This is a genomic window from Chlorobaculum sp. MV4-Y, from assembly GCF_025244685.1.
GTDB lineage: Bacteria > Bacteroidota > Chlorobiia > Chlorobiales > Chlorobiaceae > Chlorobaculum.
Genome location: NZ_CP104202.1, coordinates 563559 through 589195 on the forward strand (window position 1 = coordinate 563559; position 25637 = coordinate 589195).

General features: G+C 55.8%; 23 protein-coding genes. 9 read left to right on the plus strand and 14 right to left on the minus strand.

The genetic code is table 11. From position 1 onward, the window contains the following. Positions 1-36: 36 nt before the first annotated feature. Together NY406_RS02675 and NY406_RS02680 are read left to right on the plus strand one after the other, a co-directional pair. Positions 37-1335 (plus strand): BCD family MFS transporter, encoded by a 1299-nt coding sequence (locus NY406_RS02675; protein WP_260535280.1) that lies wholly within the window; start codon positions 37-39, stop codon positions 1333-1335. Positions 1336-1355: 20 nt separating this feature from the next. Then, positions 1356-2294, plus strand: coding sequence for a radical SAM protein (locus tag NY406_RS02680; protein ID WP_260535282.1), 939 nt, complete (start codon positions 1356-1358; stop codon positions 2292-2294). Between the two features lie 52 nt (positions 2295-2346). On the opposite strand, the gene NY406_RS02685 is transcribed toward NY406_RS02680, so the two are convergent. Further along, positions 2347-2583, minus strand: coding sequence for a hypothetical protein (locus NY406_RS02685; protein ID WP_260535284.1), 237 nt, complete (start codon positions 2581-2583; stop codon positions 2347-2349). A 244-nt stretch (positions 2584-2827) separates the two neighbouring features. Here NY406_RS02685 and NY406_RS02690 point away from each other — a divergent pair, with 244 nt between their 5' ends. Both NY406_RS02690 and NY406_RS02695 read left to right on the plus strand, forming a co-directional pair. Then, on the plus strand, positions 2828-3136 hold the full coding sequence (locus tag NY406_RS02690; protein ID WP_260633217.1) for a hypothetical protein: 309 nt from the start codon (positions 2828-2830) through the stop codon (positions 3134-3136). 94 nt (positions 3137-3230) lie between these two features. Beyond that, positions 3231-3467: a hypothetical protein gene (locus tag NY406_RS02695; RefSeq protein ID WP_260633218.1), complete on the plus strand. Its 237-nt coding sequence runs from the start codon at positions 3231-3233 to the stop codon at positions 3465-3467. Between the two features lie 43 nt (positions 3468-3510). Here the strand turns inward: NY406_RS02695 and NY406_RS02700 are convergent, their stop codons facing one another. Next, complete coding sequence (locus NY406_RS02700) at positions 3511-3939, minus strand: 6-pyruvoyl trahydropterin synthase family protein (RefSeq protein WP_260633729.1); 429 nt, start codon at positions 3937-3939, stop codon at positions 3511-3513. Between the two features lie 289 nt (positions 3940-4228). On the opposite strand from NY406_RS02700, the gene cysE reads away from it, so the two are divergent. Then, positions 4229-5050: a serine O-acetyltransferase gene (gene cysE / locus NY406_RS02705; RefSeq protein WP_260633219.1), complete on the plus strand. Its 822-nt coding sequence runs from the start codon at positions 4229-4231 to the stop codon at positions 5048-5050. 923 nt (positions 5051-5973) lie between these two features. Here the strand turns inward: cysE and NY406_RS02710 are convergent. The 3 genes from NY406_RS02710 to hemB form a co-directional block, all read right to left on the minus strand. Further along, positions 5974-7038, minus strand: coding sequence for an endonuclease/exonuclease/phosphatase family protein (locus NY406_RS02710; RefSeq protein WP_260633220.1), 1065 nt, complete (start codon positions 7036-7038; stop codon positions 5974-5976). A gap of 401 nt (positions 7039-7439) precedes the next feature. Further along, a complete protein-coding gene (gene aroC, locus NY406_RS02715) occupies positions 7440-8633 on the minus strand; it encodes a chorismate synthase (RefSeq protein ID WP_260633221.1) in 1194 nt (397 codons plus the stop codon). A 309-nt stretch (positions 8634-8942) separates the two neighbouring features. Then, positions 8943-9929, minus strand: coding sequence for a porphobilinogen synthase (hemB, locus tag NY406_RS02720; protein ID WP_260633222.1), 987 nt, complete (start codon positions 9927-9929; stop codon positions 8943-8945). A 161-nt stretch (positions 9930-10090) separates the two neighbouring features. On the opposite strand from hemB, the gene hisN reads away from it, so the two are divergent. Both hisN and NY406_RS02730 read left to right on the plus strand, forming a co-directional pair. Then, entirely contained in the window at positions 10091-10864 is a 774-nt protein-coding gene (gene hisN / locus NY406_RS02725; protein ID WP_260633223.1) for a histidinol-phosphatase, read from the plus strand. Further along, positions 10864-11373, plus strand: a complete 510-nt coding sequence (locus tag NY406_RS02730) for a hypothetical protein (protein WP_260633224.1) — start codon at positions 10864-10866, stop codon at positions 11371-11373. The genes hisN and NY406_RS02730 overlap by 1 nt, the downstream gene beginning before the upstream one ends. A 97-nt stretch (positions 11374-11470) precedes the next feature. Here NY406_RS02730 and NY406_RS02735 read toward each other — a convergent pair whose 3' ends face one another. From NY406_RS02735 to NY406_RS02750, 4 genes are all read right to left on the minus strand, one after another. Next, on the minus strand, positions 11471-12211 hold the full coding sequence (locus tag NY406_RS02735; RefSeq protein ID WP_260633225.1) for a uroporphyrinogen-III synthase: 741 nt from the start codon (positions 12209-12211) through the stop codon (positions 11471-11473). Beyond that, positions 12211-13149 carry a hydroxymethylbilane synthase gene (gene hemC, locus NY406_RS02740; protein ID WP_260633226.1) on the minus strand — a complete coding sequence of 313 codons (939 nt, stop codon included), beginning with the start codon at positions 13147-13149 and terminating at the stop codon, positions 12211-12213. The genes NY406_RS02735 and hemC overlap by 1 nt, the downstream gene beginning before the upstream one ends. A 20-nt stretch (positions 13150-13169) precedes the next feature. Beyond that, a complete protein-coding gene (gene hemA, locus NY406_RS02745; protein WP_260633227.1) occupies positions 13170-14450 on the minus strand; it encodes a glutamyl-tRNA reductase in 1281 nt (426 codons plus the stop codon). 113 nt (positions 14451-14563) lie between these two features. Further along, on the minus strand, positions 14564-15409 hold the full coding sequence (locus NY406_RS02750; RefSeq protein WP_260633228.1) for an inner membrane protein YpjD: 846 nt from the start codon (positions 15407-15409) through the stop codon (positions 14564-14566). Between the two features lie 205 nt (positions 15410-15614). On the opposite strand from NY406_RS02750, the gene typA reads away from it, so the two are divergent. Beyond that, on the plus strand, positions 15615-17444 hold the full coding sequence (gene typA, locus NY406_RS02755) for a translational GTPase TypA (protein ID WP_260633229.1): 1830 nt from the start codon (positions 15615-15617) through the stop codon (positions 17442-17444). Positions 17445-17566: 122 nt separating this feature from the next. Here typA and NY406_RS02760 read toward each other — a convergent pair whose 3' ends face one another. From NY406_RS02760 to bchF, 3 genes are read right to left on the minus strand one after another with little or no spacing between them, the layout of a single operon-like run. Next, positions 17567-18694 (minus strand): chlorophyllide a reductase iron protein subunit X, encoded by a 1128-nt coding sequence (locus NY406_RS02760; protein ID WP_260633230.1) that lies wholly within the window; start codon positions 18692-18694, stop codon positions 17567-17569. A gap of 7 nt (positions 18695-18701) precedes the next feature. Then, positions 18702-19715 (minus strand): chlorophyll synthesis pathway protein BchC, encoded by a 1014-nt coding sequence (gene bchC, locus NY406_RS02765; protein WP_260633231.1) that lies wholly within the window; start codon positions 19713-19715, stop codon positions 18702-18704. Between the two features lie 19 nt (positions 19716-19734). Further along, complete coding sequence (gene bchF, locus NY406_RS02770) at positions 19735-20211, minus strand: 2-vinyl bacteriochlorophyllide hydratase (protein WP_260633232.1); 477 nt, start codon at positions 20209-20211, stop codon at positions 19735-19737. A gap of 310 nt (positions 20212-20521) precedes the next feature. Here bchF and NY406_RS02775 point away from each other — a divergent pair, with 310 nt between their 5' ends. Next, the gene (locus NY406_RS02775) at positions 20522-23077 is read left to right on the plus strand and encodes an AAA family ATPase (protein WP_260633233.1); all 2556 of its coding nucleotides are present in this window, start codon (positions 20522-20524) and stop codon (positions 23075-23077) included. Positions 23078-23111: 34 nt separating this feature from the next. On the opposite strand, the gene NY406_RS02780 is transcribed toward NY406_RS02775, so the two are convergent. Together NY406_RS02780 and bshB1 are read right to left on the minus strand one after the other, a co-directional pair. Continuing rightward, on the minus strand, positions 23112-24797 hold the full coding sequence (locus NY406_RS02780) for a peptide-binding protein (protein WP_260633234.1): 1686 nt from the start codon (positions 24795-24797) through the stop codon (positions 23112-23114). A gap of 41 nt (positions 24798-24838) precedes the next feature. Beyond that, the gene (bshB1, locus tag NY406_RS02785) at positions 24839-25591 is read right to left on the minus strand and encodes a bacillithiol biosynthesis deacetylase BshB1 (RefSeq protein ID WP_260633235.1); all 753 of its coding nucleotides are present in this window, start codon (positions 25589-25591) and stop codon (positions 24839-24841) included. Positions 25592-25637: the final 46 nt, after the last annotated feature.

Here is a 25637-nt window from a genome sequence, read left to right on the forward strand (position 1 = left end):
GTCCGGCTTTCGCTGTTTCAGATAGGGTTCGGTATCATGCTTGGCTTTGTGCAGGATATTCTGAACCGGGTGATGATCAAGGAGCTGTTGCTGCCCGCAACCATTGCGCTCGGCCTGATCAGCCTGAAGGAACTTCTCGCTATTCTTGGCGTCAAGGTGTGGGCTGGCAACCTCTCAGACCGGCACAGCATTTTTGGCTATCGCCGTACGCCATATGTGCTTATCGGCCTCGTGAGCTGCATCGTCACCTTTATTCTCGCGCCGACGGCGGCCTACGAGGTGCGGCTCGACGGCACGGGAAGCCTCGTCAGCATCATTTTTTCCGCGCTGGGCGATGTTGGTCTCTGGAAGCTTAGCGCCATCTTTCTGATCTTCGGTTTCGGCCTCCAGGTGGCCACGACCGCTTATTACGCCTTAATCGCCGACATGGTTGACGAAAAAGATATCGGCAAGATCGCCGGGGCGAGCTGGACGCTCATGGTGCTGACGGCCATCATTTCGAACTACTCTATTGGCAGTTATCTCAAAGTGTTCACACCGGAGCGACTGACCCAGGTGGCCGAAATCGGCGGCCTCGTCGCCCTCACCTTCGGTCTCATCGCCGTGCTGGGCGTCGAGCGCCGCAACGCCGAGATTGGCAATCACAAGGAGAAGCACAGCCTCCCGTTTTCGCAAGCGATTCGCCTGCTCGCGTCGTCGCCCAACACGATGCTCTTCGCGTTTTACATCTTCATCTCGATTTTCGCCCTCTTCGCCAACGAAGTGGTGATGGATCCCTTCGGCGCGGAGGTGTTCGGGATGCAGGTTTCTGAAACAACCAAGCTCTTCAAGCCGGTGATGGGCGGCACGCAGCTTATCTTCATGCTGCTGACCGGCTTTCTGCTCTCTCGCATCGGTACGAGGCGCGGCGCCTACTTCGGCAATGTGTTCGGGGCGGTCGGCTTCGGGCTGATCATTGCCGCCGGATTCATGCACGACGTGCAGTTCCTGCGCATCGCGCTTGTGGTGACCGGCATCGGCCTCGGCGCGGCGAGCGTCTCCGACATCACCATGATGATGAACATGACCGCCGGGCGCAGCGGCATCTACATGGGACTCTGGGGCACGGCGCAGAGCCTCGCCATTTTCATCGGCCATTCGAGCTCGGGGGTGATTCGCGACCTCATGTTCCACTTCACTGGCAACCACATGCTGGCCTACGCGGCGATTTTCGTGCTTGAAATCATCGCCTTCACCATCTCCAGCCTGATGCTGCCGCACGTGTCGCGCGAGGCATTCGAGGCGGAGAGCGCGGCCAAAATGTCGGAAATCGAAACCGCCGCAGAAGCGAGCTGAGCGTAAAAGGGAGCTTTGCTATGAACTACGTTTTCGGACCTGTCTGTTCCAAACGCCTCGGCCAGTCGCTCGGCGTTGATCTCTTGCCCTCGAAGAGCTGCACCTGGAACTGCGTCTATTGCCAGCTTGGCCGCACCAAGGAGTACGTGACCGAGCGCCGGGAGTTTTATCCCAAAGAAGAAATTCTCGCCGAGATTCTCGACACGGTCGCGAGTGGCAAGCCGATCGACTGGATCACCTTCGTCGGTTCCGGCGAGACGACGCTTTACAAGGGGCTCGACTGGCTGATCGCGGAAGTGAAAAAGAAGACGACTATTCCGGTGGCGGTGATAACCAACGGCTCTCTCTTCTGTGACGCCGAGGTGCGCCGCGAGTTGCTCGAAGCCGACGCCGTCTTGCCGTCGCTCAACGCTGGATCAGAGGAATTGTTCGAGCGCATCGACCGCCCCGCGCCGGGCTTCAGCTTCGAGAAGCACATCGAAGGATTACGGGGCTTCCGGCAGGAGTACGGCGGGAAGCTCTGGGTCGAGGTGATGCTGATCAAAGGGCTGAACGATTCGGAGGAGGCGCTGAAGGAGATGGCGGCGGTGCTTGTGGAGATCCGGCCAGACATGATCCACCTTGTACTTCCGACGCGCCCCGCACCCGAAAGCGTTGTCGGCATTCCTGACGAAGAGATGATCCAACGCGCAGTTTTCATTCTGTCAGTCGCCGCTCCGGTGCTGCATCCCGCCAAGGGCGAAATGAACCTTGGCTCGGCGGACGACCTGCTCGACACCATTTCCGGGATCGTCACCCGCCATCCGGTGCAGGAGCGCGAACTCGAAGCGGCGCTCGGCAAGCTCTTGGCGGGTGACGCCGCGAAAATAAGCGAATCGCTCGAAGCGCTGCTTGCCTCGGGACGCTTTGAAAAGGTGCTTCAGGGCGGCGAGCTGTACTGGATCATCAAGACGGCGTGAACGGCCACCGGCGAAGCACTTCCAGTAACGGTCATGCTTCGCCGGTTACGACTCACTGATAACGATGATCTTTCCAGCGGTCATCGTCGCAGTCTTGACGGTCATCATAATCCTTCCTGTCATCCCGGTTGCGATCCCGCTCTCTTCGATCTTCGCGGCGATCCCTGTCGTAACGCTCTCCTCGTTTGTCATTGTGGTAATACGAACCGCAGTCGGCGAGCGACATCAGCAGCGTCGTGGCAAGCAGTTTTTTCATGATAGCCTTCTGGTCAGGTATTGTTTTCAGCATGGTCCTACAGCGTTTCTTGCGTTCCACAAACTTGGACGACAGATTTTGTGCAAAACAGCCGCCGTTTTGCTTTTTCTGGCAGTTCCGGTTAACGTTTTTTTCTGTTTCAGTATTGGCAGGCGTCGCACTGTTTGCAGAAATGAAACCTTCTCAAATGTTATGTTCGTAGCGATTGGAGACGTGGGATAGCTTTATTCACACTTTGACATTCAAAATCTTTCACTTCAACAAGCGTCGAACGGCAATGAAATTTCAGGCACTGAGATATGGCGAATTCTTCCAGGGCAACATCAGTCGCTACAATTACCAGCGCCCGCTCATCGTCAGGTTTATCAAATGTCTCCAAAGGGAGGTGCAGGAGTGGCTGGTCGAGTTCTACCCCGGAAGCGGCCTCAACTCAGGCATGGTGCTTGCTATCGAACATGGCGATCAGCGCGTGTTGTGTGAAATTGTTGGCAGGAAAGGGGCCGGGCGCTCCGTTCGGCTGCTCGATTCCGGCATCGATCTCGAAGCGCTCTGGCAGCAGAGCGAACTGGCGCTTGCCGAGGCCTGACCGGTAGGCGTAACAGGTCTGGCTCGAACACCGTCATTTCCTGAGCCTGAGCGGCAATCCACGGCGAATCAATGATACCCATGAATGGCGGAGGATGAATATGGTACGCGAATCAGTCGAATCGATCAAGCACAAAGTGCTCACCCAACTGTACGACGCCAGACGAGCAGGGCGAGAACCGGCGTCAATCAAAGCCTCGCCCGAAAACTACCATCTCTTTCTGGTCGCTTTCATGCACCAGCTCAGGATTTCTGAAACCGGCATCGAACTGTTCGGCATCCCGCTGGTCATCGAACAGAATATCGCCGAAATCGACGTGAGTCTGAACTGACGGCGTGACACTGATTTGCCTGCCGCACGTTCCCGATTCAAGCTCAATGGCCGTCGTAGTCCGCCCAGTTGTTTGGCGTTTCGTACCAGCGGAGGTTTTTGAGGGTGACGCCTTCGGGGAGTTTGTCTTCGATCTGGTTGAAGGCCCATTTGGCGAGGTATTCGGCGGTGGGTGGTTCGTCGGTCACGAGCACGCGGGTGTTGCGCCTGAGGATGAATTCGAGGTCTTCCTTGTCCTCTTTCCAGACTGCAAAGCCGTGGTCGAGCTGGTCGTGGATATGTTCGTCCATGATCTGGCGCAGGAACTTGAAATCCATTACCATGCCTTCTTCAATATCTCCGGAGCGGTCGATGACCGGCCCTTCGACGGTTGCCACGATAACGCCGCGATGGCCGTGCAACTGGTTGCAGAAGGTGAAGCTGTTCGGAAGGGTGTGGCCGTAGTCGATTTCGATTTTCCTCGATATAAGCATGGTGTCGCGCGGTGTCGTGTTCACGAAAATGTTAGAGAAGTGTACGTAAATTTTTCCATAAAACATGGGGTAAACTGAGCCATCGCAGCGGCTTGCGAGGCAGCTCGCCGTGGGCGTTTCGTGACGCTAAGTTTGTCAGCGGCAAGCGGGTGGTTTGCCTTGTTTTGTTTACATTTGTCGGTTGACGCCGCTGCTCGACGCTGGGAAACCTTTAAGCTGCTGGCGGCGCTTTATTGCATGATGCGGCAGGTAGTTGTTTCGCGTTGCCGTAACCATTCACAAGGAAATCATGAGCGTACAGGATATTTGGGCAAGGATTCTCGAAGAGGCGCGTCTCGAATGTGAGCGCGAGCCGGAGATACGGCTGTTTCTGGAACAGCACATTCTGCGATATGAGGAGTTCGCTCCTGCGCTGGCGATGCTGCTCTCGGTGAAGCTCGGTTCGAAGCACTTTCCGCCGCCGGTGCTCGAAGGAATCTTCGAGGATTTTTACCGGCAAAGCCCCGAATCTGTCCGGTGCGCAGCCTGTGACATGGAGGCTACCCGTGAGCGCGACCCGGCAGCGGTGAACTATTTCGAGATCATGCTTTTCCTCAAAGGCTACCAGGCGCTTCAGTCCTACCGGCTGGCTCACTGGCTGTGGCAGAACGACCGCAAATCGCTGGCCTACTTCCTCCAGAACCGCATGTCGGAGGTTTTCGCGGTAGATATTCATCCTGCGGCTAAAATCGGCAAGGGCATTCTGCTCGACCACGCCACGAGCCTTGTCATCGGCGAGACCGCCGTGGTGGAGGATAACGTTTCGCTCCTGCACGAGGTGACGCTTGGTGGCACTGGCAAGGAGAGCGGTGACCGGCATCCGAAAGTCGGTAAATCGGTGATGATCGGTGCCGGGGCCAAGATTCTCGGTAACATCAAAATCGGAGAAGGCGCGAAGGTCGGGGCGGGCAGTGTGGTGCTGGATGATGTTCCGCCGCACTACACGGTTGCTGGCGTGCCAGCACACATCGTGGGACGCACTGAAGTTCCCGAACCCTCCCTCGACATGAACCAGCGCCTCATTTTCCCGGAAAAACAAAAGCCGAAAGGCGAGCAGCACTCGTGCTTATAAAGAGTAGTCGCGGGTGATGAGAAGATGTGGCAGATGGGTTTGTGCTTACCTTTCTTTTTGATTGGCAATCTATCACAAATGCAACGTAAGGTCAACGGGATGGTCACCTTTTGGTGTTCCATGGTAGGATTATTGGAGGTGGCGTCATCCCATTACTACCTGATGCGAGGGCGTTTGACGAGTTTTTTCCCCATGTGCATCAGAACCGCCATGCTTTTACGAGCAGCCGATGTATAAGTCATTGCTCAGTAGTGCAGTGTTCAGCGCCAAGTTTCTCGATAGTTTACGGTTGAAGAAGCAATCATTCTGAACAGGGCATTTTCTTCGTCTCGCTTCAATAATCCACTCTGTTTATGTTCAAGCCCAGCTCTCCCCTTATCACCTCGGGGGAGCTGGGCTTGACGACTTTACGCGCTCCATTTGCCGTTTTTCAACAATTGCAATGCACGGATCGTTCAAATATGAAATATCTATAAGGTCGCAAAAACTTTTTGTGTCTTTTTGTAATTTGGTATATATTAAAAGTGAATAAAAAAGTGCGAGTATATAAATAGATAAAAATAGCGAGTAGTTTTTCTGATTGTTGCATATATAGTTCGCATGTAATGTCTTTTGATAGAAGAAAATAAGGATTTTAATACGAAAAACGGAATCATCATGGAACAGCTTATTACATCTTTAATCAGTGCGTTGTCAGACATGTCTCCAATGCAGCAAGCCATAGCCTTATCGGCAATCGGCGTGATGAGTGTAGTATGGTGGGTCAGGCATCTCGACAAAGAAGCGGGACCTTATTAAAATTTTCCTTCTGCTTTTTTTGTCGTTCTGAGCAAAATGTTGCTCGAACTGCAAGCTATATCTACGTTTAAATATCCGCGGCTTCGATTCGAAAAGAACCGACCGTGGACGTTTTATTGAATTCCCTACACAATATCGACGACCATCTCCACCGGAAAGTGGTCGCTGAATCCTTTCTTCGTTTCTTTATCAAAAGCCTTGGGTCTCCCCTTTGCTCCGGTAGCCGTTTCCGCCGTGGTGCATATCCGCATCGACTCTGGTCGCGCCTTGAGGCCTGACGTACCGTAATAAAGTCCGCGCGATACCATGAACTGGTCGAAGACATTCATAGTGTTTGCTGAGTCGCCACTGAAAAAGATCGTGCCCTTGTCCGGATTGGCGAGCAGTGGCCACGATAGGTTGAACAACGCTGGTTGGCGTTCGATGTACGCATTGATGGGAGGAATCTCGTGGTTCGGTGCGCCCTTCAGCTCCTCTTCGACTTTGTCGAGGTCTTTTGATGCCAAGAGATAGTCGGTGACGCTGCGACAGAACGGATCATCGTTGAAATCACCCATCAACAGTACATTGCGGTTCCATCGGGCATTCAGCTCGGCAAGTGTTCCTGCAATGTCCGGAAGCTTGGCGTACTCCTTCCTCTCGATTTTCAGTACATCATTTACGAGCTGGCCGCAACGCTCCGCTACGGCGATGCGGAGTGGCTCCGATTGATACTGCCCGTTCTTGCGCGATGGCCAATGGTTTACGAATACATTGAGTTCCACTTCGGAACCCTTGAGGATCAGCCGAACCTGAAAGATGTCACGTGTGGGGAACCGGAAGTTGATCCTATGGCCTTTCATGTCTTTTGCAGGCGGTGCCTTGAAGACTTTTGACGAGTAGATGAGTGAGCAGTCGATGCCCCGGATGTCCGGCGACTCGACATGCGCCAGACGATAGTCCTTGCGGCCGATCTGTTCAAGCAGATATTCTACCACCTCCTTGTTTTCCACTTCGCACAAGCCCAGTAGGTCTGGCCCTGTGCCTCCATGCATCTGCCTGATGATACTGGCGATATTGGCCACTTTAATGTCGAAAACCTCATCAGTCCATCCCTGTTCAGGCGTGAATTCAAGATCGGTCGCAATAGGGGACGCAGTGGTGTCGAAAAGGTTCTGGACGTTCCAGAACGCAACGTTGATTGCTGACATGATCAGGGGCCTCCGGATATTGTTGTAAAACCGTTGGTAATGTCATCTATCTTAGATGCTGACGAGCGGGGCGTTTTTTTGACGTTAGTGGCTTAGGGAATGAGACCTGCTTGATAGCTATCGATAATGACTCAGGGTGAGTTCGTCGTGATCGACTTTTGGTTTGGCGCCGTTTTTTCTCTTTTAAGAGACGCGTATCGCAAGAGAAAACTGTGTGGTTCCGTGTAAGATAGCGCTCTTTACTTTTACTGTCAAAATGAAGAAGTGGGGGTGGAAGGGGAAGGTTGATGAGCAGACCTATGTCGGTTTTGATACACCTGGGTTATGCAGGATTGGATAGAGTATCGTTGTCAGCCACAAAAAGCCTCTTTTTTAAAGAGGCTTTTTGTGGCGGTTTGTAGTCATTTTTCAAACCTCATTCTCAGCATCTCCCGGTAAGCTTCAAGCCTTTCCATAATCTCCACCATGTGGTCGCCGCCCAGCTTTTCCAGGAGGGCGTTAGCGATTACGGGGGCTACGACGGCTTCGGCGACGACTCCGGCGGCGGGGACGGCGCAGGTGTCGCTGCGTTCGAAACGCGACTGGACGGCTTCAAGTGTGGCGAGGTCGAAGGAGCGGAGCGGTGAAACAAGCGATGAGATCGGTTTCATGGCGGCGCGGATGTGGATCGGCTGGCCGCTCGACATGCTGCCTTCAATGCCTCCGGCCCGGTTCGTTTTGCGCCTCAACCCCTTCTCTCCACCGGCGAACAGCTCGTCGTGCACCTGCGAGCCGGGTTTGCGTGCATTGTCGAAGGCGGGGCCGATTTCAACGCCCTTGATCGCCTGGATCGACATGATGGCCGCGGCGAGCATCGAGTCGAGCCTGCGGTCGTGCTGGACATAGCTGCCGAGGCCCATCGGCACACCGGTGATATAGATTTCAATGATACCGCCGAGGGTGTCGCCATCGGCTTTGGCTTTGTCAATCGCGGCGATGGCGTCGGCTTCAGCTTCTGCGTCGAGCATCCGTACCTGCGATTTGTCAGCTTCGGCGGCGAGGCTTTCGGCTCCGGCGTCGAGCAGCGCTTGCAACGACGAAGGGGCGGCGGTTTCGGAGACGGGGCCGATTGTGGAGATGTAGCTGCCGATCTGGATGCCGAGCTGGCGAAGGAACGTCCGTGCCAGCGATCCGGCGGCGACTCTGGCGGCGGTTTCGCGAGCCGAGGAGCGGTCGATGACTGGACGGATGTCGTCGAAGCCGTATTTGATGAAGCCAGTAAGGTCGGCGTGGCCGGGGCGTGGGATGGTGATTTTCTGCACCTCCGAGGCGTGATCCTCGAACTGCGCCATCGGCGTCGTCCAGTTTTTCCAGTCGCGGTTGCGGATGAGCATCGCTACGGGCGAGCCGATGGTTTTGCCGAACCGGACGCCGGAGAGCACCTCGGCACGGTCGGTCTCGATCTTCATGCGACCGCCGCGTCCGTAGCCCTGTTGGCGGCGTGCGAGCTGGTCGTTGATGTTGGCTTCGGCGAGTGCGACGCCTGCGGGAAGTCCTTCGACGATTGCTGAAAGCGCCGGGCCGTGCGATTCGCCTGCAGTGAAGTAGCGTATCATATCAGTGGGGGAAGAAGAGGTCGTAAAAGTTGATATAAAAGATATTGGGCTGAAGCCCGGTGTCTTTGTTTGATTCGTGAACCCCGGCTTGAAAGCCGGGGCAATTGATTTGATTCTTTATTGCCCCGGACTTCAGTCCGGGGTTCTGAAGAAAAAAATAGAGGGCTTTAGCCCAATTTCTATCAGAGGCAATGTTTGTGTTCTATTGTCGCCTGAGAAACGATTGTCCGACCAATAATAGTCGAGAAAGATAATAAAAAAGCCCGGCGATTGCGCGCCGGGCGGTAGTCATAACTTTTCAACCGGAGATCAGCGCAGCTTTTTGGCGGCTTCCTTGGCGTAGTAGGTGAAGATGATGTCAGCGCCAGCACGTTTCATGCAGAGGAGCGACTCCATCATGACGCGCTCTTCGTCGAGCCAGCCTTTGGCGGCAGCAGCCTTGACCATCGCGTATTCGCCGGAGACGTGGTAGATGGCGACCGGCACGTCGAAGCGCTCTTTGGTGCGCCAGACGATGTCGAGGTAAGCCAGGCCGGGTTTGACCATGACAATGTCAGCACCTTCGATGATGTCGAGCTCGATCTCTTTCATCGCCTCTTCGGTGTTTGCCGGGTTCATCTGGTAGGTGCTCTTGTCGCCGAACTGCGGCGCGGAGTGCAGGGCGTCGCGGAACGGGCCGTAGAAGCTCGAAGCGTATTTGGCGGCGTAGGAGAGAATGCCGACGTCGGAGTGGCCGGATTCGTCGAGCGCCTCGCGGATCGCGCCGATGCGGCCGTCCATCATGTCGCTCGGAGAGACGAAGTCAGCGCCGGCCTCGGCGTGCGAAACGGCCATCTTCTGGAGCACTTCGACGGTTTCGTCGTTGAGGATGATGCCATCCCTGACGAGGCCGTCGTGGCCGAAGGGGGTGAACGGGTCGAGCGCGACGTCGGTCATGATGCACAGCTCGGGCACGGCAGCCTTGATGGCGCGGATGGCCTGCTGGAGAATGCCATTGTCGTTGTAAGCCTCGCTGCCGTCCTCGGTTTTCTGTTCCGGAATGCCGAACAGGTCGATCGCCTGGATGCCGAGATCGTACAGCTCCTTGCACTCCTCGACAGCCCTGTCGATGGTGAAGCGGAAGCTGCCGGGCATCGAGGAAACCTCTTCAATGTTATTGGTGCCGGGCATGACAAACAGCGGAAACACGAGATCGTTGACCGTCAGCGTGTTCTCCTGCACAAGATTGCGGAGAGCGGCGGTTCTGCGAAGTCTTCTCGGGCGGTGAACAATATTGAGGAGATCGAGCTGGCTCATGGTTCTGGATGATTTTGTTAAATGAAAAATGAAGATAAGAAAATTCGTCAACATCGTGAAGGCAGCCTTGTGTTTTTCGGGCTATATGGTTAGGTTCGACCTCAGTTGATTATCTTACGTCATCAATTGCAGCAACAATCTCTTAACAGAACGGTTCCCTTATGACATCCGACCTTCAGCTTGCGCTTGAACTGGCTGAAAAGGCAGGCAAACTGACGCTCGATTATTTCGGGCGCAGGTCGCTTCAGGTCTTTTCAAAACGAGACGATACCCCGGTGACGGAGGCTGATCGCAATGCTGAGGCACTGATCCGGCAGGGCATCTCGGCAAGGTTTCCCGGTGACGGCCTGTTCGGTGAAGAGTTCGATGAGTGCCCATCAGGTAACGGACGGCGCTGGATCATCGATCCGATCGACGGTACCCGCTCCTTTATTCACGGCGTCCCGCTGTACGGCGTGATGATTGCGCTCGAAGTCGATGGTGCGCTTCAGCTTGGCGTCATCAATTTCCCGGCTCTCGGCGAGCTTTACCATGCCGAGATCGGCGGTGGGGCCTTCATGAATGGCTCGTCTGTTCAGGCGTCGGCCATTGCGGAGACGGCTTCGGCTACGGTGGTGTTCACCGAGAAGGAGTACCTGCTCGATCCGCCATCGACCCATCCGGTCGATCTCTTGCGTACGAACGCTGGACTGGTGCGTGGATGGGGTGACTGCTATGGTCATATGCTGGTCGCATCAGGCAGGGCTGAAGTGGCTGTGGACAAGATCATGAGTCCGTGGGACTGCGCGGCGATCATTCCAATAGTTACCGAGGCTGGAGGCTGCTGCTTCGATTACGAAGGGCGCACGATTATCGATGGCGTTGGCTTGGTAAGTGCTAACAATGCAATGGGGAGAGCGCTTGTCGATGCCATTGCAGATCGGGAGAATGCCTGATGACGGTGGTCATTGTACTCCTGGCGCTCATTATTCTGCTGCTTGTGCTTATCATCGCCATGCTGGTGACCGGGTGGCCGGGCAGGCAGCGAGAAGAGATGGAGAAGATCGGCAACAGCCTGCGCCGTGAGATGGCGGAGCAGCGGAGCGATAACCTTCAGCTGATGAAAGCCATTCGCATCGTGATCGAGGATGCCGTTCGCGAGTCGGTTGAGAAGGAGATGGTGGCTGCCGCGCCGAGAGGGCGCTCGCGGAGAAATTCACGCAAGAAAGGACAGGAGGCGGTTGATCTCGGTTCCGAATCGTTCATTGCCGGGGATGAAGATGCTGATAACGGCAGTTATGAATCTCCTTTGCAGGCCATGCAGATTTCCCTTTTTTCAGAGACTCCAGCACCAGCGCAGTCGGCAGTAGTGACAGAGGTTTCGCCCGATAAAACCAAAGCGCGGGAACCTGAAGCCGAGACCATCCATATGGGCTATGTCGACGACATCCCGGATGTGGAGTAAGCGCGGGCGCGATTGATGAATTGGACGAAAAATGTGGAGTAGTTACAGGCGATGACAGGAGGTTCAATAAGACCTATTCGTTTTTTCCGGGCAGCAATCAGCTGAGTGCTTCAGCAATTGCCTTGGCGAAGTTGGGGCCGTCGAAGTATTCGGGGATGATGTCCACCTTGACACCCAGCTTTTCAAGTGCGCCGGCGGTGGTGGTGCCGATGGCGGCGATGAGTACGTCGCGAGGCACTTCCTTTGACCCCATGGCGTCAAAGAAGTTGATAGCAGTTGATGGACTGGTGAACGAGAGGCAGTCGAGTTTGCCCTCCGTAAGCAGTGATTTGACTTTCTGGGTCTCTTCGAGCGAAGGCTGAATGTTGTCGTAGACGGTCAGCTCGACACAGACTCCGCCGCGTTTGGCGATGACTTCGGGAATGGTGCCGAGCGAGAGGCTGCCCCGGACGAAAAGGAAGGTCTTGCCTTCGATCTCACTGGCGTCGATGCCTGACATCAGGCTGACGGCGTCAGCGCTTTTCGGGAGAGGCTCGATTAAAACGCCATGTTTCTCCAGATCGCCACCAGTGGTTTTGCCGACCGCCCAGACGCGGGCCTGCTGAAGGTTTGGCAGTTCTTCGGGAGAGTCTTCAAGCAAGCGTTCGAGAAAGAACTGGACGCTGTTGGGGCTGGTAAAGAAGATGCCTGCGAATTTGGTGAGATCAGGAACGCTCCAGCCGGCAACCGGCCTGATCTCGATCGTCGGAAAGACAACTGAGTCCAGGCCGTACTGCGCAAGCTCCCTCACAAAAGGCTCTGCCTGATGCTTCGGGCGTGTAACGAGAACGGTTTTCATCAGCGGGTTTTGCGGATGTCGGCGAGAATTTTCTCTGCGCCCATCGAAAGCAGAACTTCAGCCAGTTCAATACCGACAGCCTCGGCCTCTTCCGGGGTGTTTACCGGCTTGGTCAGCTCATTGCGCAGGGCGGTTTTGCCATCTACAGAGCCAACAAAAGCAAGAAGCTTCAAGGTACCGCTGATATATGAACCATAACAGCCGATCGGAATCTGGCAACCTCCCTGGAGGTGCCTGAGAAGCGCACGCTCTGCACGGCAGCAGATTTCAGTGTTGCCGTCGTTCATGACGCGGACGATCTCTATGGTTTCAGCGTCATCCGTGCGGGTCTCGATGCCGAGTGCACCCTGACCGACTGCCGGAAGCATCACGTCGTGCGGCAGGATTTCCGAGATGCGATCGCTGAACTCAAGACGATATACGCCAGCATAGGCCAGCATCATGGCGTCGAATTCACCATCATCGAACTTTTTGAAGCGGGTATTGAGGTTGCCTCTGATGTCGAGAATTTGCAAGTCAGGCCTCATGCTCAGAAGCTGTGACATTCTGCGCAGGGAACTGGTCGCCATTCGTGCATTCGGCGGAAGGTCTTTCAGACCCTTGCCGGATTTTGAGATAATGACGTCGCGGGTATCTTCGCGCTCGGTGAACGAGGTGATGACAAGACCCTCAGGCGTACCGGTCGGAACGTCCTTCAGGCTGTGCACTGCCAGGTCGATCTCTTTTGCAAGCAGGTGCTTTTCAATGTCTTTGGTGAACAGACCCATGTCTCCGATCTTGGAAAGAGGGGAGTCGAGCAGCACATCACCGGTCGTTTTGACCAGTTTGAGCGTGATATTCAGTTCAGGAAAGTGTTTGGAAAGTTCTGCTTTGGTGAATTCAGCCTGCCACAGGGCAAGAGGGCTGGACCGAGTGCCGATGATAAGCTCTTTTTTCAAAATTCGATGACTGATTGATTTTATTGGAGTGACTGGTTTGGTTCTTCAAGATCGAAGATGTTCCTGACGAGGTTGACCTTGCTGGGGATATTGTCGGCGGTATCGACCGGAGCCTTGAGCATCTTGATGGGATGATGCAGAATTTTCTTCAGAATCCTGTCGGTCAGGTGTTCCATGCGGCGCAGCTCCTCTTCGCTTACCTTGTAGCGGTAGCGCTCCAGCTCTTTCTCCTTGATTTCAAGGAACTTAGACTGGAGATCGACGATAGTCGGACGTACCTTGAGGGTGTTGATCCACTGGCCGAAGCTGACCAGCTCCTCGTCGATGATCGCCTTGACCTTCGGCAGTTCCGCGCGGCGGCGTTCGAGGTTCTTGTCGATGATGTGCTTGAGGGCGTCAATGTCCTTGAGGAACATGTTTTGCAACTTGCCGACTTCGGGATCGATGTTTCTCGGCAGTCCGAGGTCAAGCATGATCACCGGTTTAAGGCGGCGGCGTTGCATTGCCTGCTGCATTTCGGCTTCGTTGAGGATGTACTCCTTGGTGCTGACGGCCGTGATGATGATGTCGAATTCGTGCAGGTGCTCCTTGTAGGTTTCGTAGGGAAGTACGCGGTTGGTGCCAAGTTCTTCAGCAAGCGCCTCCGCCTTCGACTGCGTCCGGTTGGTGATAACGATGTTCCTGGCGTTCTTGGCGTAAATATGCTTGGCTGCCAGCTCTCCGGTTTCACCTGCGCCGACGAGCAGAACCTTTTTCATAGAGAGATTGGAGAAAATCTTCTGGGCAAGCTCGACCGCCGCGTAGCTGACCGATACCGCGCCCTCCATGAGCTTGGTTTTGGTCTTGACCTTTTTGGCAACGCTGAAAGCAGTGTGGCAAAGCCTGGTAAGAAGAATGCCTGCGGTTCCGACCTCGGCGGCGATTCGATAGGCATCCTTGACCTGGCCGAGAATCTGTCCTTCGCCAAGCACGAGAGAGTCGATGGCGCTTGCGACCTCGAAGAGGTGACGGGCGGTGCCGCAGTAAAAACGGTTGAAGAAGTGTTCGGGGCGCACATCCTTGCGGGCGTCCTTGTAGGAGATCAGATAGTCTTTGAGATAATCGCAGTTCACTTCGGCCATTGCCGGAACCACGTAAAGCTCCGTTCGGTTACAGGTCGATACCACCATGGCCTCGCTGGCCAGTCCACTTGATACCAAGTCCGTGACGAATTCCTTGTTCTGAACCTCTGAAAGCGCGATTCTTTCACGGATTTCAATGGGTGCAGTTTTATGGTTGACACCGACTGAAATGATATTCATAATAGAATGGTTTTGATGAGCCGTTCGTAAACCGTTCAAAAGAGCTTGGAAAAGGAATCTCCAAAATTGTGTTAATATACCGCAATGTGCCGAATTTTCAAATGGCGCTTCGGTTAAATACTCATTCCGTGAAAACTTGGCGTAACCAGGCTCATAATGAACAACAGCGCTGTGACCAGAACGAACAGGGCGATGAGCAGCACAGCCATGTGCTTGATATCCCAGCCGAACAGCGGCTTGATGACGAGGCTGATGCCGTAGAGCAGCCAGATGACGAACAGGGAGACGAGCCGAGGCTCGGACAGGTTGATGACCTCTTTTGAAGCTTGCTGTTCGAGAACACCAGCCACGATGGTGACCGACAGGAAAAAGAAGCCGAAGGCCACGGCGTGCATGATCAGCATTTCAAGCGCCTCCAGGTTTGGCAGCCGCTGGAAAAGCAGCCCGAACCGGTTGAGCCGTATCTGGCGGAAAAGTAGCAGGTACATCCCGCTGTAGAGTCCGGCGATGGCCACCGAGCTGAAGCCGAAAATGGCTGCGATCAGGTGCACGCCGATGCGCAGGCCTCTGAATGCCAGTCCTGAATCAACCGTATGCGCGCTCAGAATCGACGAAAAGAGCGCCGATCCCGCGGCGAAGGCGATGACGAAAAAGCCGGTTTTGTCGCTCTTTGTGGTGAATTCGATGAACATATAAGTAATGGCGAGCGTCAATGCTACCATGCTCATGAGGTTGTAGGCCGAATAACTCAGCCGGTATCCCGCCGTCGAAGTGAGCAGCCCGAGATCAGCGACGTGGGTGACTACGGTGAGGATGAGCGCCGGTTGCTTGAGGCTTCCTGCGAGTGGCGTCTCCTTGAAAAAGTGGATGCCGTACAGGGCGGTGGTGACGATATAAAGCAGCGGTACGATTTGCGTTAGGGCAAAAAGCAAGCTGTTTTCAAGAAATATATTGGCCATACTGTGTGGGAAGAGGTTGTTTCAAAGACAGGATTATCGTGACAATACTTCAGTTGTTACGGCGTCCGGCGCGAGTCCGGTTTACTCCATAAAACTGAAAAGAAAGATATCTTCACGCCTGCCCGATGATAATTTCAATGGAAAAAGTGTATATTCGGCCCGAATGAAAACCTAGGCAATAAAATATACTTATTTATCGCAAAAGATGAGCAGGAAACAGAATATTCGCAATATCGCCATTATCGCGCACGTTGATCATGGCAAGACCACCCTTGTGGACTCCATTTTCAAGCAGACGGGCGCTTTCAGGGAGAACCAGCATGTCGATGTCAGAGTGATGGACTCCAATCCCCAGGAGCGGGAGCGGGGCATCACCATCTTCTCGAAAAATGCAGCCGCGCAGCACAAGGGCTGCAAGATCAACATCGTCGATACCCCCGGTCACGCCGATTTCGGCGGCGAGGTGGAGCGCATCCTGAAGATGGTCGATGGCGTGCTTCTGCTCGTCGATGCCTTCGAAGGACCGATGCCGCAGACCAAGTTCGTGCTGCGCAAGGCGCTCGAACTGCACCTGAAGCCGATCGTGGTCATCAACAAGATCGACCGTCCGCAGGCCGATCCGGAGAAGGTGCACGATCAGGTGCTCGACCTGTTCATCGCACTCGGTGCTGACGAGGATCAGCTCGACTTCCCCTACATTTTCGCTTCGGCCAAGAACGGCATCGCAAAATACAGCATGGACGATCCGGATGGCGACATGAGCCTTCTGCTCGACATGATCATCAAGGAGATTCCAGCTCCGGAAGCCGACGATGACGCCGGATTCCAGATGCTCGTCACCAGCCTCGACTACAACGACTATATCGGCAAGATCGCCATTGGCCGCATCCAGCGCGGCAAGGTCACTCCTGGCAACCAGCTCACGCTGGTGACGCCGGACGGCATCGTGGGCAAGGGCACCGTCACCAAGCTCTTCCTCTTCGACCGGACGCAGCGTGTCGAGGCGACTGAGGCGACGGCGGGCGACATCGTCGCGCTTGCCGGTATTTCGGCGGCCAGCGTCGGCGAGACCCTCACCTCGCCCGACCAGCCCGAAGCGCTCGATTCGTTCGAGATCAGCAAGCCGACGCTCTCGATGCTCTTTTCGGTGAACGATTCGCCATTTGCCGGTCAGGAGGGCAAGGAGGTGACCAGCCGCAAGATTCGCGAGCGCCTCATGAAAGAGATTATGACCAACGTCGCGCTTAACGTCGAGGAGACCGACAGCGCTGATACCTTCAGGGTTTCGGGCCGCGGCGAGCTTCACCTCTCGGTGCTGATCGAGACCATGCGTCGTGAAGGCTACGAACTGGCGATCTCCCGTCCCGAGGTGATTCTGCGCGAAGAGAACGGCGTGACGATGGAGCCGGTCGAGCATGTCACCATCGATGTTCCGGAGGAGTACACCGGCGTGGTCATCGAAAAGATGGGCCGCAGGAAGGCCGAGATGACCAACATGAGCACCCTGCGCGGCGGCATGAATCGCCTGGAGTTCGAGATTCCGACGCGCGGCCTGATCGGTTACAACCTTGAGTTCACCACCGACACCAAGGGCGAGGGCATGATGTCGCACGTGTTCCACAACTACCAGCCCTACAAAGGCAAGCTGCCATCGCGCGAAACCGGCGCACTGGTCTCCGCCGAAACTGGCGTGGCCGTGGCCTACGCGATTTCGAGTCTCGAAGATCGAGGCACCTTCTTCATCAGCCCGAACGCGAAGGTTTATGAAGGCATGGTGGTCGGTGAATCGACCCGCGATCTCGACATCACGATGAACATCTGCAAGACCAAGAAGCTCACCAACATGCGTGCCTCCGGTTCGGACGACTCGATCCGCCTGACGCCGCCGAAGAGGCTCTCGCTCGAACAGGCGCTGGAGTTCATCAACGACGATGAGTTGCTCGAAGTGACGCCCGAAAACATCAGGATCCGCAAGAAGATTCTCAACGCCGACCTCAGAGCCAAGGCGACGAAGAAAGCCAAGGCGATGGCGTGAGGGGAGAATGGATAATTGACAATGGATAGTTGATAATGAGAAAGGCTGCTCCTGGTGGGCAGCCTTTTTTGTTTGGTGCGAGCACAAGATGAGATCGGCCGGATCTGGCGGCGGAACCGAGCTTACAGCTCGAAGAAGAGCTTGCGCATCGCTTTGCGGGCAGTGGCGATGTAGGCTTTGACCTCCTGTTCGCCGAGCCCCTTCAGGTTGGCAATCTGTTCCGGTGATTTGCCCTCGATTTCGAGCAGGGTGTAGAGTTCGCGTTCCGGTTCCGGCAGCTTTTCGATGCAGGCAAGCAGTTGCTGGCGCTCGCTGTCCGTCGCGGCGTCTGCCGGGGTATTGATTGATGGTTTCGAGGCTTCTTCGCGGTTGCCGGATGAGCGTTTGAACAGCTCGTCAGCCGTTGCGGCTGCAGGCAGCTCCTCGCTCACGTCACCGAAAAGGCGCACGAAATCCTTGAAATCGAGGCCGCTCGCTTCGCAGGGCGTGATGGCGTTGTTCAGGATGTCGGTAGCGAGTTTGCGGAACGGTTCGCCGACTTCGGGCAGTTTGATGGCGAAGTCGAAGCTGTCATCCATATCGCGCGCCTGGAGGTTGTAGGGTACCTTCATCAGGACGTTAATGCCCGCCGTCTTCGCGTAGCTTTCGGCCATGCCGCTGCCGTCGTTGCGGTTGACGATCAGGCCGAGCAGGCGCGAACGGCCGCCGATGGTGCGGAAGTAGTTGTTGGCCTGGCAGATGTTGTTCGAGGTGAAGATCGATTGCCGGTCGTTGCTGGTCACGAGCAGCACCTCCTCGCTGAGCGAGCGGGCGAGAGGGGTGGCGAAGCCGCCGCACACCACGTCGCCGAGAAAATCCATCAGAATGATGTCGATATCCCACTCGAAGATGCCGAGCTTTTCGAGCACGTCGAAGCCGGAAATGATGCCGCGCCCGCCGCAGCCGCGACCCACCTGCGGGCCGCCGAGTTCGATGCCGTAGATCGGCTGCGGAAATCCGGGAATGTCGCGCCGGAAGACGATGTCGCTGATCTCGACCTGCTCGTTCTTCGCGTTCTTTTCGGCGAACACCTCGGTCACGGTGGGCAGCGAGATGCCGCCGAAGAGCGAGGTGGTGGAGTCGTGCTTCGGGTCGCAACCGAGCTGCAGAACGCGCTTGTTCATCATGGCGAAGGTGGCGCTGAGGTTCGTCGTCGTGAAGCTCTTGCCGATGCCGCCCTTGCCGTAAATGGCGATAGTTCTTGGCGCCATGAGTTGCTCAGTGACCCGTTTTGCAGATTGGAAAGTGCTCGCCCGCCTCATCGCCATCCTTCCAGTGGATGATCATCTTCAGGCAGTCAGGGTCGCTGAACGCCTGCGAATAGGCATCCATCAGGTCGTCGTCAACCGTGCACTGGTGGGTGAAAATCTTTTCAGCGTTGATCTTGCCCGCCGCGATCAGCTCGCGCACGCGGCGCAAATCGCCCTTGGCCCACTGCCGCGCGGCGATGAACGACAGCTCCTTGTTGAACGCCTGCGAATAGTCGATGTTCATGCGCTGGTAGTAGCCGCCAAAGATCACCTTGCCGTGGAACTTCACGAAGCGCAAGCCGGTATCGATGGCGCTCATGATGCCCGTGCTGTCGATGAGCACGTCGAACTCGTGGCCGGCCAGCGCCGCCGACACATCCTGCTTTTCGGGGTTGACCTTGATGTCCGCCGTCGAGATGTCGAGCCGGTTCTGGTGTGGTTCGGTGACCGCCACCAGGCTCGCGCCCATGTGCTTTGCCAGCTCAGCGGCAAGGATGCCCACCGCGCCCTGGCCGAGCACGAGCACCTTGCGATTTTTCACCTCGGCGAGATCGACGATGTGCAGCGCCGTCGCGCCGAGCGGCAGGGCGATGCCGCACTGCGGATTGGCGATGCCGTCGAGCACCGTCAGGCTCTCGACCGGGCAGACGATGAACTGCGACGCGCCGCCGAAAGCCGCGTTCACATCCTCGTAGCCGAACGATCCGGCCACGTAGGCAAACTTGCCGATCAGCCCCTGATTGACATGGTCGCCCGCCTCGACGATCCGCCCCACGGTTTCGTAGCCGGGGATGAACGGAAAGATGAACGGCGGCGACGGGATCAGGCCATTGAGGGCCATCTTCTCCGTGCCGGTGCTGATGGACGACCACCAGGTTTCGACCAGGACGTCGGTCGATGAGACCGGTTTGAGGGTCACCTCCCGCAGCTCGATCTGGTTGACGCCGCTGAAGACGATAGCTTTGGATTTCTTTGCTTCCATGCTGTTTCCGGTTTCCGTATCAGACTGCGCCGCTGGCCTTGAGCTTCTTTTCGTTATGCTTTTCGAGCAGCAGACGAATGACGAACTGCGCCGCATTGACAAGATAACTCAGGTAAGCCAGATAGGCGGTCAGAATGAGAATATGTTGGGACGGCTTGATCCAGAAGAAGAGGACGAAATAGGAGATGTGCACGATCATGGCGATTGCGCTGCCGAAATCCTCCCAGAAGAACTCGTGCGCGAAGGCGAATTGCCCGAACACCTCAAGCTCGAAAAAGCCGCCGGTCACGAAAATCAGCACGAGCATAAAGGTTTTGAGCGCGACGAAAAAGGTTACCCACCAGAAATCGGTGATCCAGATGCCTTGCGAGTAAAGGTAGGTCACCGTCAGACCGGCAAGGAAGATGAGGAACTGGATCGGCGCGAGAATCGCCTGCACGGTCGTCCACTTGGACGCATTTCTTTTTTCAAGCTGTTCCGGTGTATAACGAGGCATGGTGGATGATCGGTTCGGTAATGGAAACGGCGGCACGCACCGCGCGCCAGAACGATCGAGAATATAGTAAAATAGGCTGGATGGCAAAACTGCGGTGGATGGGCGACGAAACGGATTCCCAAGTGCTGTTTGGGTGGTTCCTTTTCTGTCATTGCGAGGAGCGCAGCGACGTGGCAGTCCAGTCGATTTGCTTGAAAATCAGGCGTAATCTTCGTACATAGAACATGTAAGCCATGCCGTCAGGCTTATTTTGTACCCCTTTCAAGACGGTTTCTCTTCGATAAACAGCACTTTTTAGCAGTCTTTCCAAATGGACCAGTTAGTGGCATGGTTTTCTAAGCGCCCCCAGTGGCTCCAGATTGCGGCTACTCGGCTACTCCAGCAGTCTGAGCTTACCGACACAGACGTCCCTGAGCTTGCAACCCTATGCCAGCAGGAAGCCGACGGTAAGCTGCCCAAAACGACCTGTTCTTTTCCTGCTACCGCGTTCTCCCGGGGTGCAGCAGGCTCCCTGCGTTTATGTTCAATCAGTGATGTAGAAGGAGTAAACGCCCTTGCTCCGAAAAAGCCACTTGAGTTCGGCAAGGGCAATATCACGATTGTTTATGGCAACAACGGGTCAGGCAAATCCGGTTACGTCAGACTCTTAAAGCATGTATGCGGTGCCCGTGAGATGGGTACTCTTCACCGCAATGTCTATAAGCCCGGGTCTGCCGTACAGAAAGCCTGCATTTCGTTTGAGCAGGATGGCATTTTGAAGACTCATACTTGGTCAGGACAAGGCATCTGCGATGATCTCAACAGCGTTGATATTTTCGACACCTCGTTTGGCAAGGTCTTTGTCAGCAGCGAAGACGAGGTGAGCTACGAGCCACCGGTTCTATCGTTTTTCAGTTCGCTCATCCTCGCATGCGAAAAGGTCGCATCGGCTCTGGACGACGAGGCCGACCAGCACCAGTCCAAAAAGCCGAATATCCCGGCCGACAAGAAGATAACCCCTGAAGGTATCTGGTACGAAGCCATCAGCGCCAAGACCACCTCCCAGGACATCGACAATCATTGCACATTTAGCAGTGCTGACGAGACCGAGATGCAAACGCTGCAGCAGCGCCTTGCTGAACAGGCACCGGCGGAAAAAGCGAAGGGGCTGAAAAAACAGAAACACCATATCGACACTCTGGTCCAGGATGCCCAAAAGTATCTGGAGCAATTATCGGACGAGAACTACCGGCGGATCATTGCTGCCAAGAAGAAGTCGATTCTCAAAAAGACAGCGGCAGATACGGCGGCGGAAAAGGTGTTCTCCGGTAGCGAGTTGGAAGGCATCGGGTCTGATGTCTGGAAAGAGCTTTGGGAAGCCGCCCGGAACTACTCCTTATCGGCGACCTACAAAGAAGCCGAGTACCCGAATGTTTCTGATGGTTCCCGTTGTGTCCTGTGCCACCAGACCTTGACCCAGGAGGCCAAAGAGAGACTGATCTCCTTCGAAAATTTCGTGAAGGGCGAAATGCAGAAAGCCGCAACGGATGCGGCCAAGGAATACGAGACCGCCTGTCAAACTATTGAGGCGCTACCGACATCGGAGACGCTGAAGACATGTATCGATGCGGCTGGCATTCCACAGGATGAATTCGCCACCCAAGTGATGGAATTCTTTGAACAATTGCAGGCAAGGATAAGCCAACTCCCTGGGATCGATTCCGAAGAAGCCATTCCCGCCCCTCTGCTCTCACCGAAATGGATCGAAGAAGCCAACGCCCAGTCGAAAAGCCTCGGCGAATTCGCAGCAAAATATGACGAAGACGCCAAAAGCGACAATCGAGAGGAGATCAAGAAAAAGCTAAACAGCCTGCAGGCCAGAAAGTGGTTGTCGGAGCACCGCACCGCCATTGATGAAGAAGTCGCCCGATTGAAGCTACTGAACCAGATTCAGGAAGCCAAGAAGTCGACCAACACCAAAGCCCTGTCTCAGAAGAAAGGAGAGCTGGCAGAAGCCTTGATCACGGATGCGTTCGTACAAAGGTTCAACGCGGAGATCAAGGCCTTGGGCGCATCTCGGGTCAAGGTTGAGCTCGTGAAATCAAAAGTCTCCAAGGGCCGAGTCCTTCATAAGCTCCAGCTTCGGGGGGCCTCTCACTCTCAGAATAGCCTCGCCGATGTGCTGAGCGAGGGAGAAAATCGGATCGTTTCCATTGCGGCTTTTTTGGCCGACGTCACCGGAAAGAGCAATCAGGCCCCGTTTATCTTTGACGATCCAATATCCTCACTCGACCAAAGCTATGAGGAGGCCGTGGTTCAAAGACTGATCGAGCTGTCTCAGGACAAGCAGGTCATTATCTTTACTCACCGCCTGTCCTTGCTGGGAACGGTCCGGCATTTTGCCGAGAAAAAGACCATCAAGCCCGATGTGGTGAGCATTCGCTCTGAAGACTGGGGGACCGGAGAGCCAGCTCCCATTCCACTTTCACAGAGCGACATCAAATCCGCCCTGAACACACTCATGAATCAGCGGTATCAGGATGCAAAGAAGGCAAGTGAGAACGGAGAATTTGAACATGCTGAAATCTTGCTGAAGTCGATATGCAGCGATTTCAGGACATTGGTGGAGCGCTCCATTGAAAATGATCTGCTGTGCGGGGTGGTTCAAAGATTTCAGCGGCCGGTCCATACGTTGAAGCTCAAGGATCTGGCCAAATTGAAAGACGCGGATTGCAATCTCCTTGATTCGCTCATGACCAAATACTCAGGGTTTGAACACTCTCAACCAACAGAATCACCAGTAGAACTTCCGACGCCAGAGGATCTTGTAGCTGACATGACTGGGCTGAAAGAGTGGCGAGAGGAATACGTAAAACGAACGGTCTAATATCGATTCCCTTGATAACGTAAGCCACTAACCTTCACTTCTTGTTCCCCTTCCAGTCATACATATTCCCCAACGTTGCCAGCAGGCTCAATCTCACATTCTTGACCCGTTCGTTGAATCCCTCAAGCTCTGCATAATAATACAGGAAGGTTCGTGGTTGTTCGTTGGCAAGAATCTGCTGGTACTCTTTCCAGAGTTTTGCCTGTTCGGCTTGCGGCAGCGGGCTGGTCAATCTGGCGACGACGCGGTCAAGCTCGGCGTTCTGGAAGGCGCTGGAGTTGAAGGGCTTTTTCTCGAAGTCCGATCCCCAGATGACGAGCTGGAAAGGGAGCGTTTCAGCGGCCATTCCGGAGAGGGCCGCGTCGTAGCGGTACTGGTTCTGGTTTTTGTTGAACATGAGAGACTCGTCGAAACGCAAGCGGCAGTCGATGCCGATCTCTCTGAGGTTCTGCTGGATGATGTTGGCCGCGTAGTTACGCCTCGGGTTGCCGGTCGGCGCGGCGAGTTCGAAAGAGAAGCGCAGGCCGTTTTTCTGCAGAATGCCATCCGGCCCCGGCGTCCAGCCAGCCTCTTTGAGCAGCGCGAGCGCTTTTTGCGGATCGTACGCGTAGGAGGGCAGCGATTTGTCGATAATCGAGGTGTAGGCCGGTGAGAGCGTGGTGTTGACGATGGTGGCGTGGTCGGGGCCCATGAAGCCGTCGATGATTGCCTGCCGGTCGATGGCATATGCCATGGCCTGCCGCACGCGCCGGTCGCCGAAGAAGCGGTTCGGCACGATCTTCTTGCCGTTGCGCCATGCGTCGCCCTCGATGTTCAGCCAGACGACGCTGTCGAAATAGCGGTCGGCCACCGGTATGATCGAAATGTCCGGGTTGTCGCGCTTCATCTCCGCGGCATCTTTCGGATTGACACCGCCTCCCGAAATCAGCGCGTCGATCTGCCCGGACTTGAGCATCGCTAGGCGCGTCGTGTACTCCGGCACCACCATGAAGGTGAGCGTCGGCGTTGCCGCCGGGTGGGGCAGCACCGAGGTGGGACTGGAGACGAGCGTCAGCTTCGACTGGCGCTGCCACTCCTTGAGCCTGAACGGGCCGGTGCCCATGACCGGCAGGGTAGCCGCCCGCTGGCGGATTTCGGCGGCGGGGATCGAGCGGAAGAGGTGCTCGGCGACCGGCATCAGGTCGTTGAAGTGGTCGAGCACAATGCTTTCCGACATCGGCTTGTTGAAGTGCAGCACGAGCGTTTTTTCGTCCGGCGTCTCGACCGCCTTGTCGAAATCGACCGAACCGTCGGGCTTCAGCAGCAGGTCATTCAGATAATCCTGCCGGCTGCTCGCCACCGCCGGATCGGCGTAGAGGCGGTACGAAAAGCTGAAATCCTTCGAGGTGAGCGGCTTGCCATCCTCCCAGACCGCATCTTTTTTCAGGTGAAAGGTGACGCTCCGGCCGTCCGGCGAGAACTCCCAGCGTTCGGCAGCGTTCGGCTGGTAGGTGAGCGCGCCGTTTTTCTCGTCGAACGATGGCCTGACCAGCGACGGATAGATCATCGTGCACACCTCGCGGGCGAGCGACATCTGGATGAGCAGCGGGTTGAGGTGGTCGAAATCGGCATTGACGGCGACGACGATGGTGTCGGGCCGGGATTTCTGCGATTTCGGCCCGCAGCCCGCGAAAAGCGTGACAAAGAGAAGGGCGGCGATGGTCAGCAACGATTTGCGCATGGCGGTCAGGTCTGAAATTCTATTGATCGGGTGGCCCGCCGTCAAACGCCGGGCGGAAAGATGCTCGTGAAGTGATCGATGCCGAGCGGCGCGGGCAGCAGGAAGCCTTCGCCGTACATGACGCCGATCTGCTCGCCAAGCGCCCGTGCACGAGCTTCGAGGCCCGGCAGGAACTCCTTGCGGTTAATCATCGTGACCGGCTCGTCGCTGTTCTCCTTCCGGTGGAACTGCGTGCCGAATGCCGCGATGCCGCCTCGCGAACGCTCGAAGGTCGATGAGACGTCCACGACGATCTGCGGTTCGAGCTGCTTGAACTGGATGTAATAGAGCAGATGGCGCGGGCGGTGCGCGGCTTGTGGCAGGCCGCCGTCGAAGGTCTCGATCTTGCGCAGCCCGGCGTAGTAGCAGGCGTCGTAGATGAGGCGCGATGCTTTCATGTGATCGGGATGGCGCTCGTCCGGCGGGTTGCAGAAGAGCGTTTCGGGCTGGTATTTCCGGATGACCCGTATGATCTTGTGCAGATTTTCTTTGCTGTAAAACAGTTCCGAATCGCCGAGATCGAGCTGCTCCCGCGCCACGTAACCCATGCGCTCGGTGGCCAGTGCGGCCTCCTGACGGCGGGTTTCGGCGGTACCGAGCGTGCCCATCTCCCCGGCGGTGAGGTCGCAGACGGCCACATGCTTTCCCTCGTCCATGATTTTCAGGAGCGTCGCTCCGCAGGCGAGTTCGACATCGTCGGGATGAGCGCCGAAAGCGAGCGCGTAAACCGGTTGGATGGGTGCAGTCAAGGTCATGATTTTATATATTGAACGACGCGATTTTCAGCCCACTAAGGCTATC

What these genes read in the sequence shown, in the direction of transcription:
- cysE (WP_260633219.1), top strand. Translation starts at nt 4,229, where the DNA reads ATGAGCGTACAGGATATTTGGGCAAGGATTCTCGAAGAGGCGCGTCTC.
- NY406_RS02695 (WP_260633218.1), top strand. Translation starts at nt 3,231, where the DNA reads ATGAATATGGTACGCGAATCAGTCGAATCGATCAAGCACAAAGTGCTC.
- NY406_RS02690 (WP_260633217.1), top strand. Translation starts at nt 2,828, where the DNA reads ATGAAATTTCAGGCACTGAGATATGGCGAATTCTTCCAGGGCAACATC.
- typA (WP_260633229.1), top strand. Translation starts at nt 15,615, where the DNA reads ATGAGCAGGAAACAGAATATTCGCAATATCGCCATTATCGCGCACGTT.
- NY406_RS02685 (WP_260535284.1), bottom strand. Translation starts at nt 2,583, where the DNA reads ATGCTGAAAACAATACCTGACCAGAAGGCTATCATGAAAAAACTGCTT.
- NY406_RS02730 (WP_260633224.1), top strand. Translation starts at nt 10,864, where the DNA reads ATGACGGTGGTCATTGTACTCCTGGCGCTCATTATTCTGCTGCTTGTG.
- NY406_RS02760 (WP_260633230.1), bottom strand. Translation starts at nt 18,694, where the DNA reads ATGGCGCCAAGAACTATCGCCATTTACGGCAAGGGCGGCATCGGCAAG.
- NY406_RS02680 (WP_260535282.1), top strand. Translation starts at nt 1,356, where the DNA reads ATGAACTACGTTTTCGGACCTGTCTGTTCCAAACGCCTCGGCCAGTCG.
- NY406_RS02780 (WP_260633234.1), bottom strand. Translation starts at nt 24,797, where the DNA reads ATGCGCAAATCGTTGCTGACCATCGCCGCCCTTCTCTTTGTCACGCTT.
- hisN (WP_260633223.1), top strand. Translation starts at nt 10,091, where the DNA reads ATGACATCCGACCTTCAGCTTGCGCTTGAACTGGCTGAAAAGGCAGGC.
- hemB (WP_260633222.1), bottom strand. Translation starts at nt 9,929, where the DNA reads ATGAGCCAGCTCGATCTCCTCAATATTGTTCACCGCCCGAGAAGACTT.
- NY406_RS02675 (WP_260535280.1), top strand. Translation starts at nt 37, where the DNA reads ATGCTTGGCTTTGTGCAGGATATTCTGAACCGGGTGATGATCAAGGAG.
- aroC (WP_260633221.1), bottom strand. Translation starts at nt 8,633, where the DNA reads ATGATACGCTACTTCACTGCAGGCGAATCGCACGGCCCGGCGCTTTCA.
- bchC (WP_260633231.1), bottom strand. Translation starts at nt 19,715, where the DNA reads ATGGAAGCAAAGAAATCCAAAGCTATCGTCTTCAGCGGCGTCAACCAG.
- NY406_RS02710 (WP_260633220.1), bottom strand. Translation starts at nt 7,038, where the DNA reads ATGTCAGCAATCAACGTTGCGTTCTGGAACGTCCAGAACCTTTTCGAC.
- NY406_RS02700 (WP_260633729.1), bottom strand. Translation starts at nt 3,939, where the DNA reads ATGCTTATATCGAGGAAAATCGAAATCGACTACGGCCACACCCTTCCG.
- NY406_RS02735 (WP_260633225.1), bottom strand. Translation starts at nt 12,211, where the DNA reads ATGAAAACCGTTCTCGTTACACGCCCGAAGCATCAGGCAGAGCCTTTT.
- hemA (WP_260633227.1), bottom strand. Translation starts at nt 14,450, where the DNA reads ATGAATATCATTTCAGTCGGTGTCAACCATAAAACTGCACCCATTGAA.
- bchF (WP_260633232.1), bottom strand. Translation starts at nt 20,211, where the DNA reads ATGCCTCGTTATACACCGGAACAGCTTGAAAAAAGAAATGCGTCCAAG.
- bshB1 (WP_260633235.1), bottom strand. Translation starts at nt 25,591, where the DNA reads ATGACCTTGACTGCACCCATCCAACCGGTTTACGCGCTCGCTTTCGGC.
- NY406_RS02750 (WP_260633228.1), bottom strand. Translation starts at nt 15,409, where the DNA reads ATGGCCAATATATTTCTTGAAAACAGCTTGCTTTTTGCCCTAACGCAA.
- NY406_RS02775 (WP_260633233.1), top strand. Translation starts at nt 20,522, where the DNA reads ATGGACCAGTTAGTGGCATGGTTTTCTAAGCGCCCCCAGTGGCTCCAG.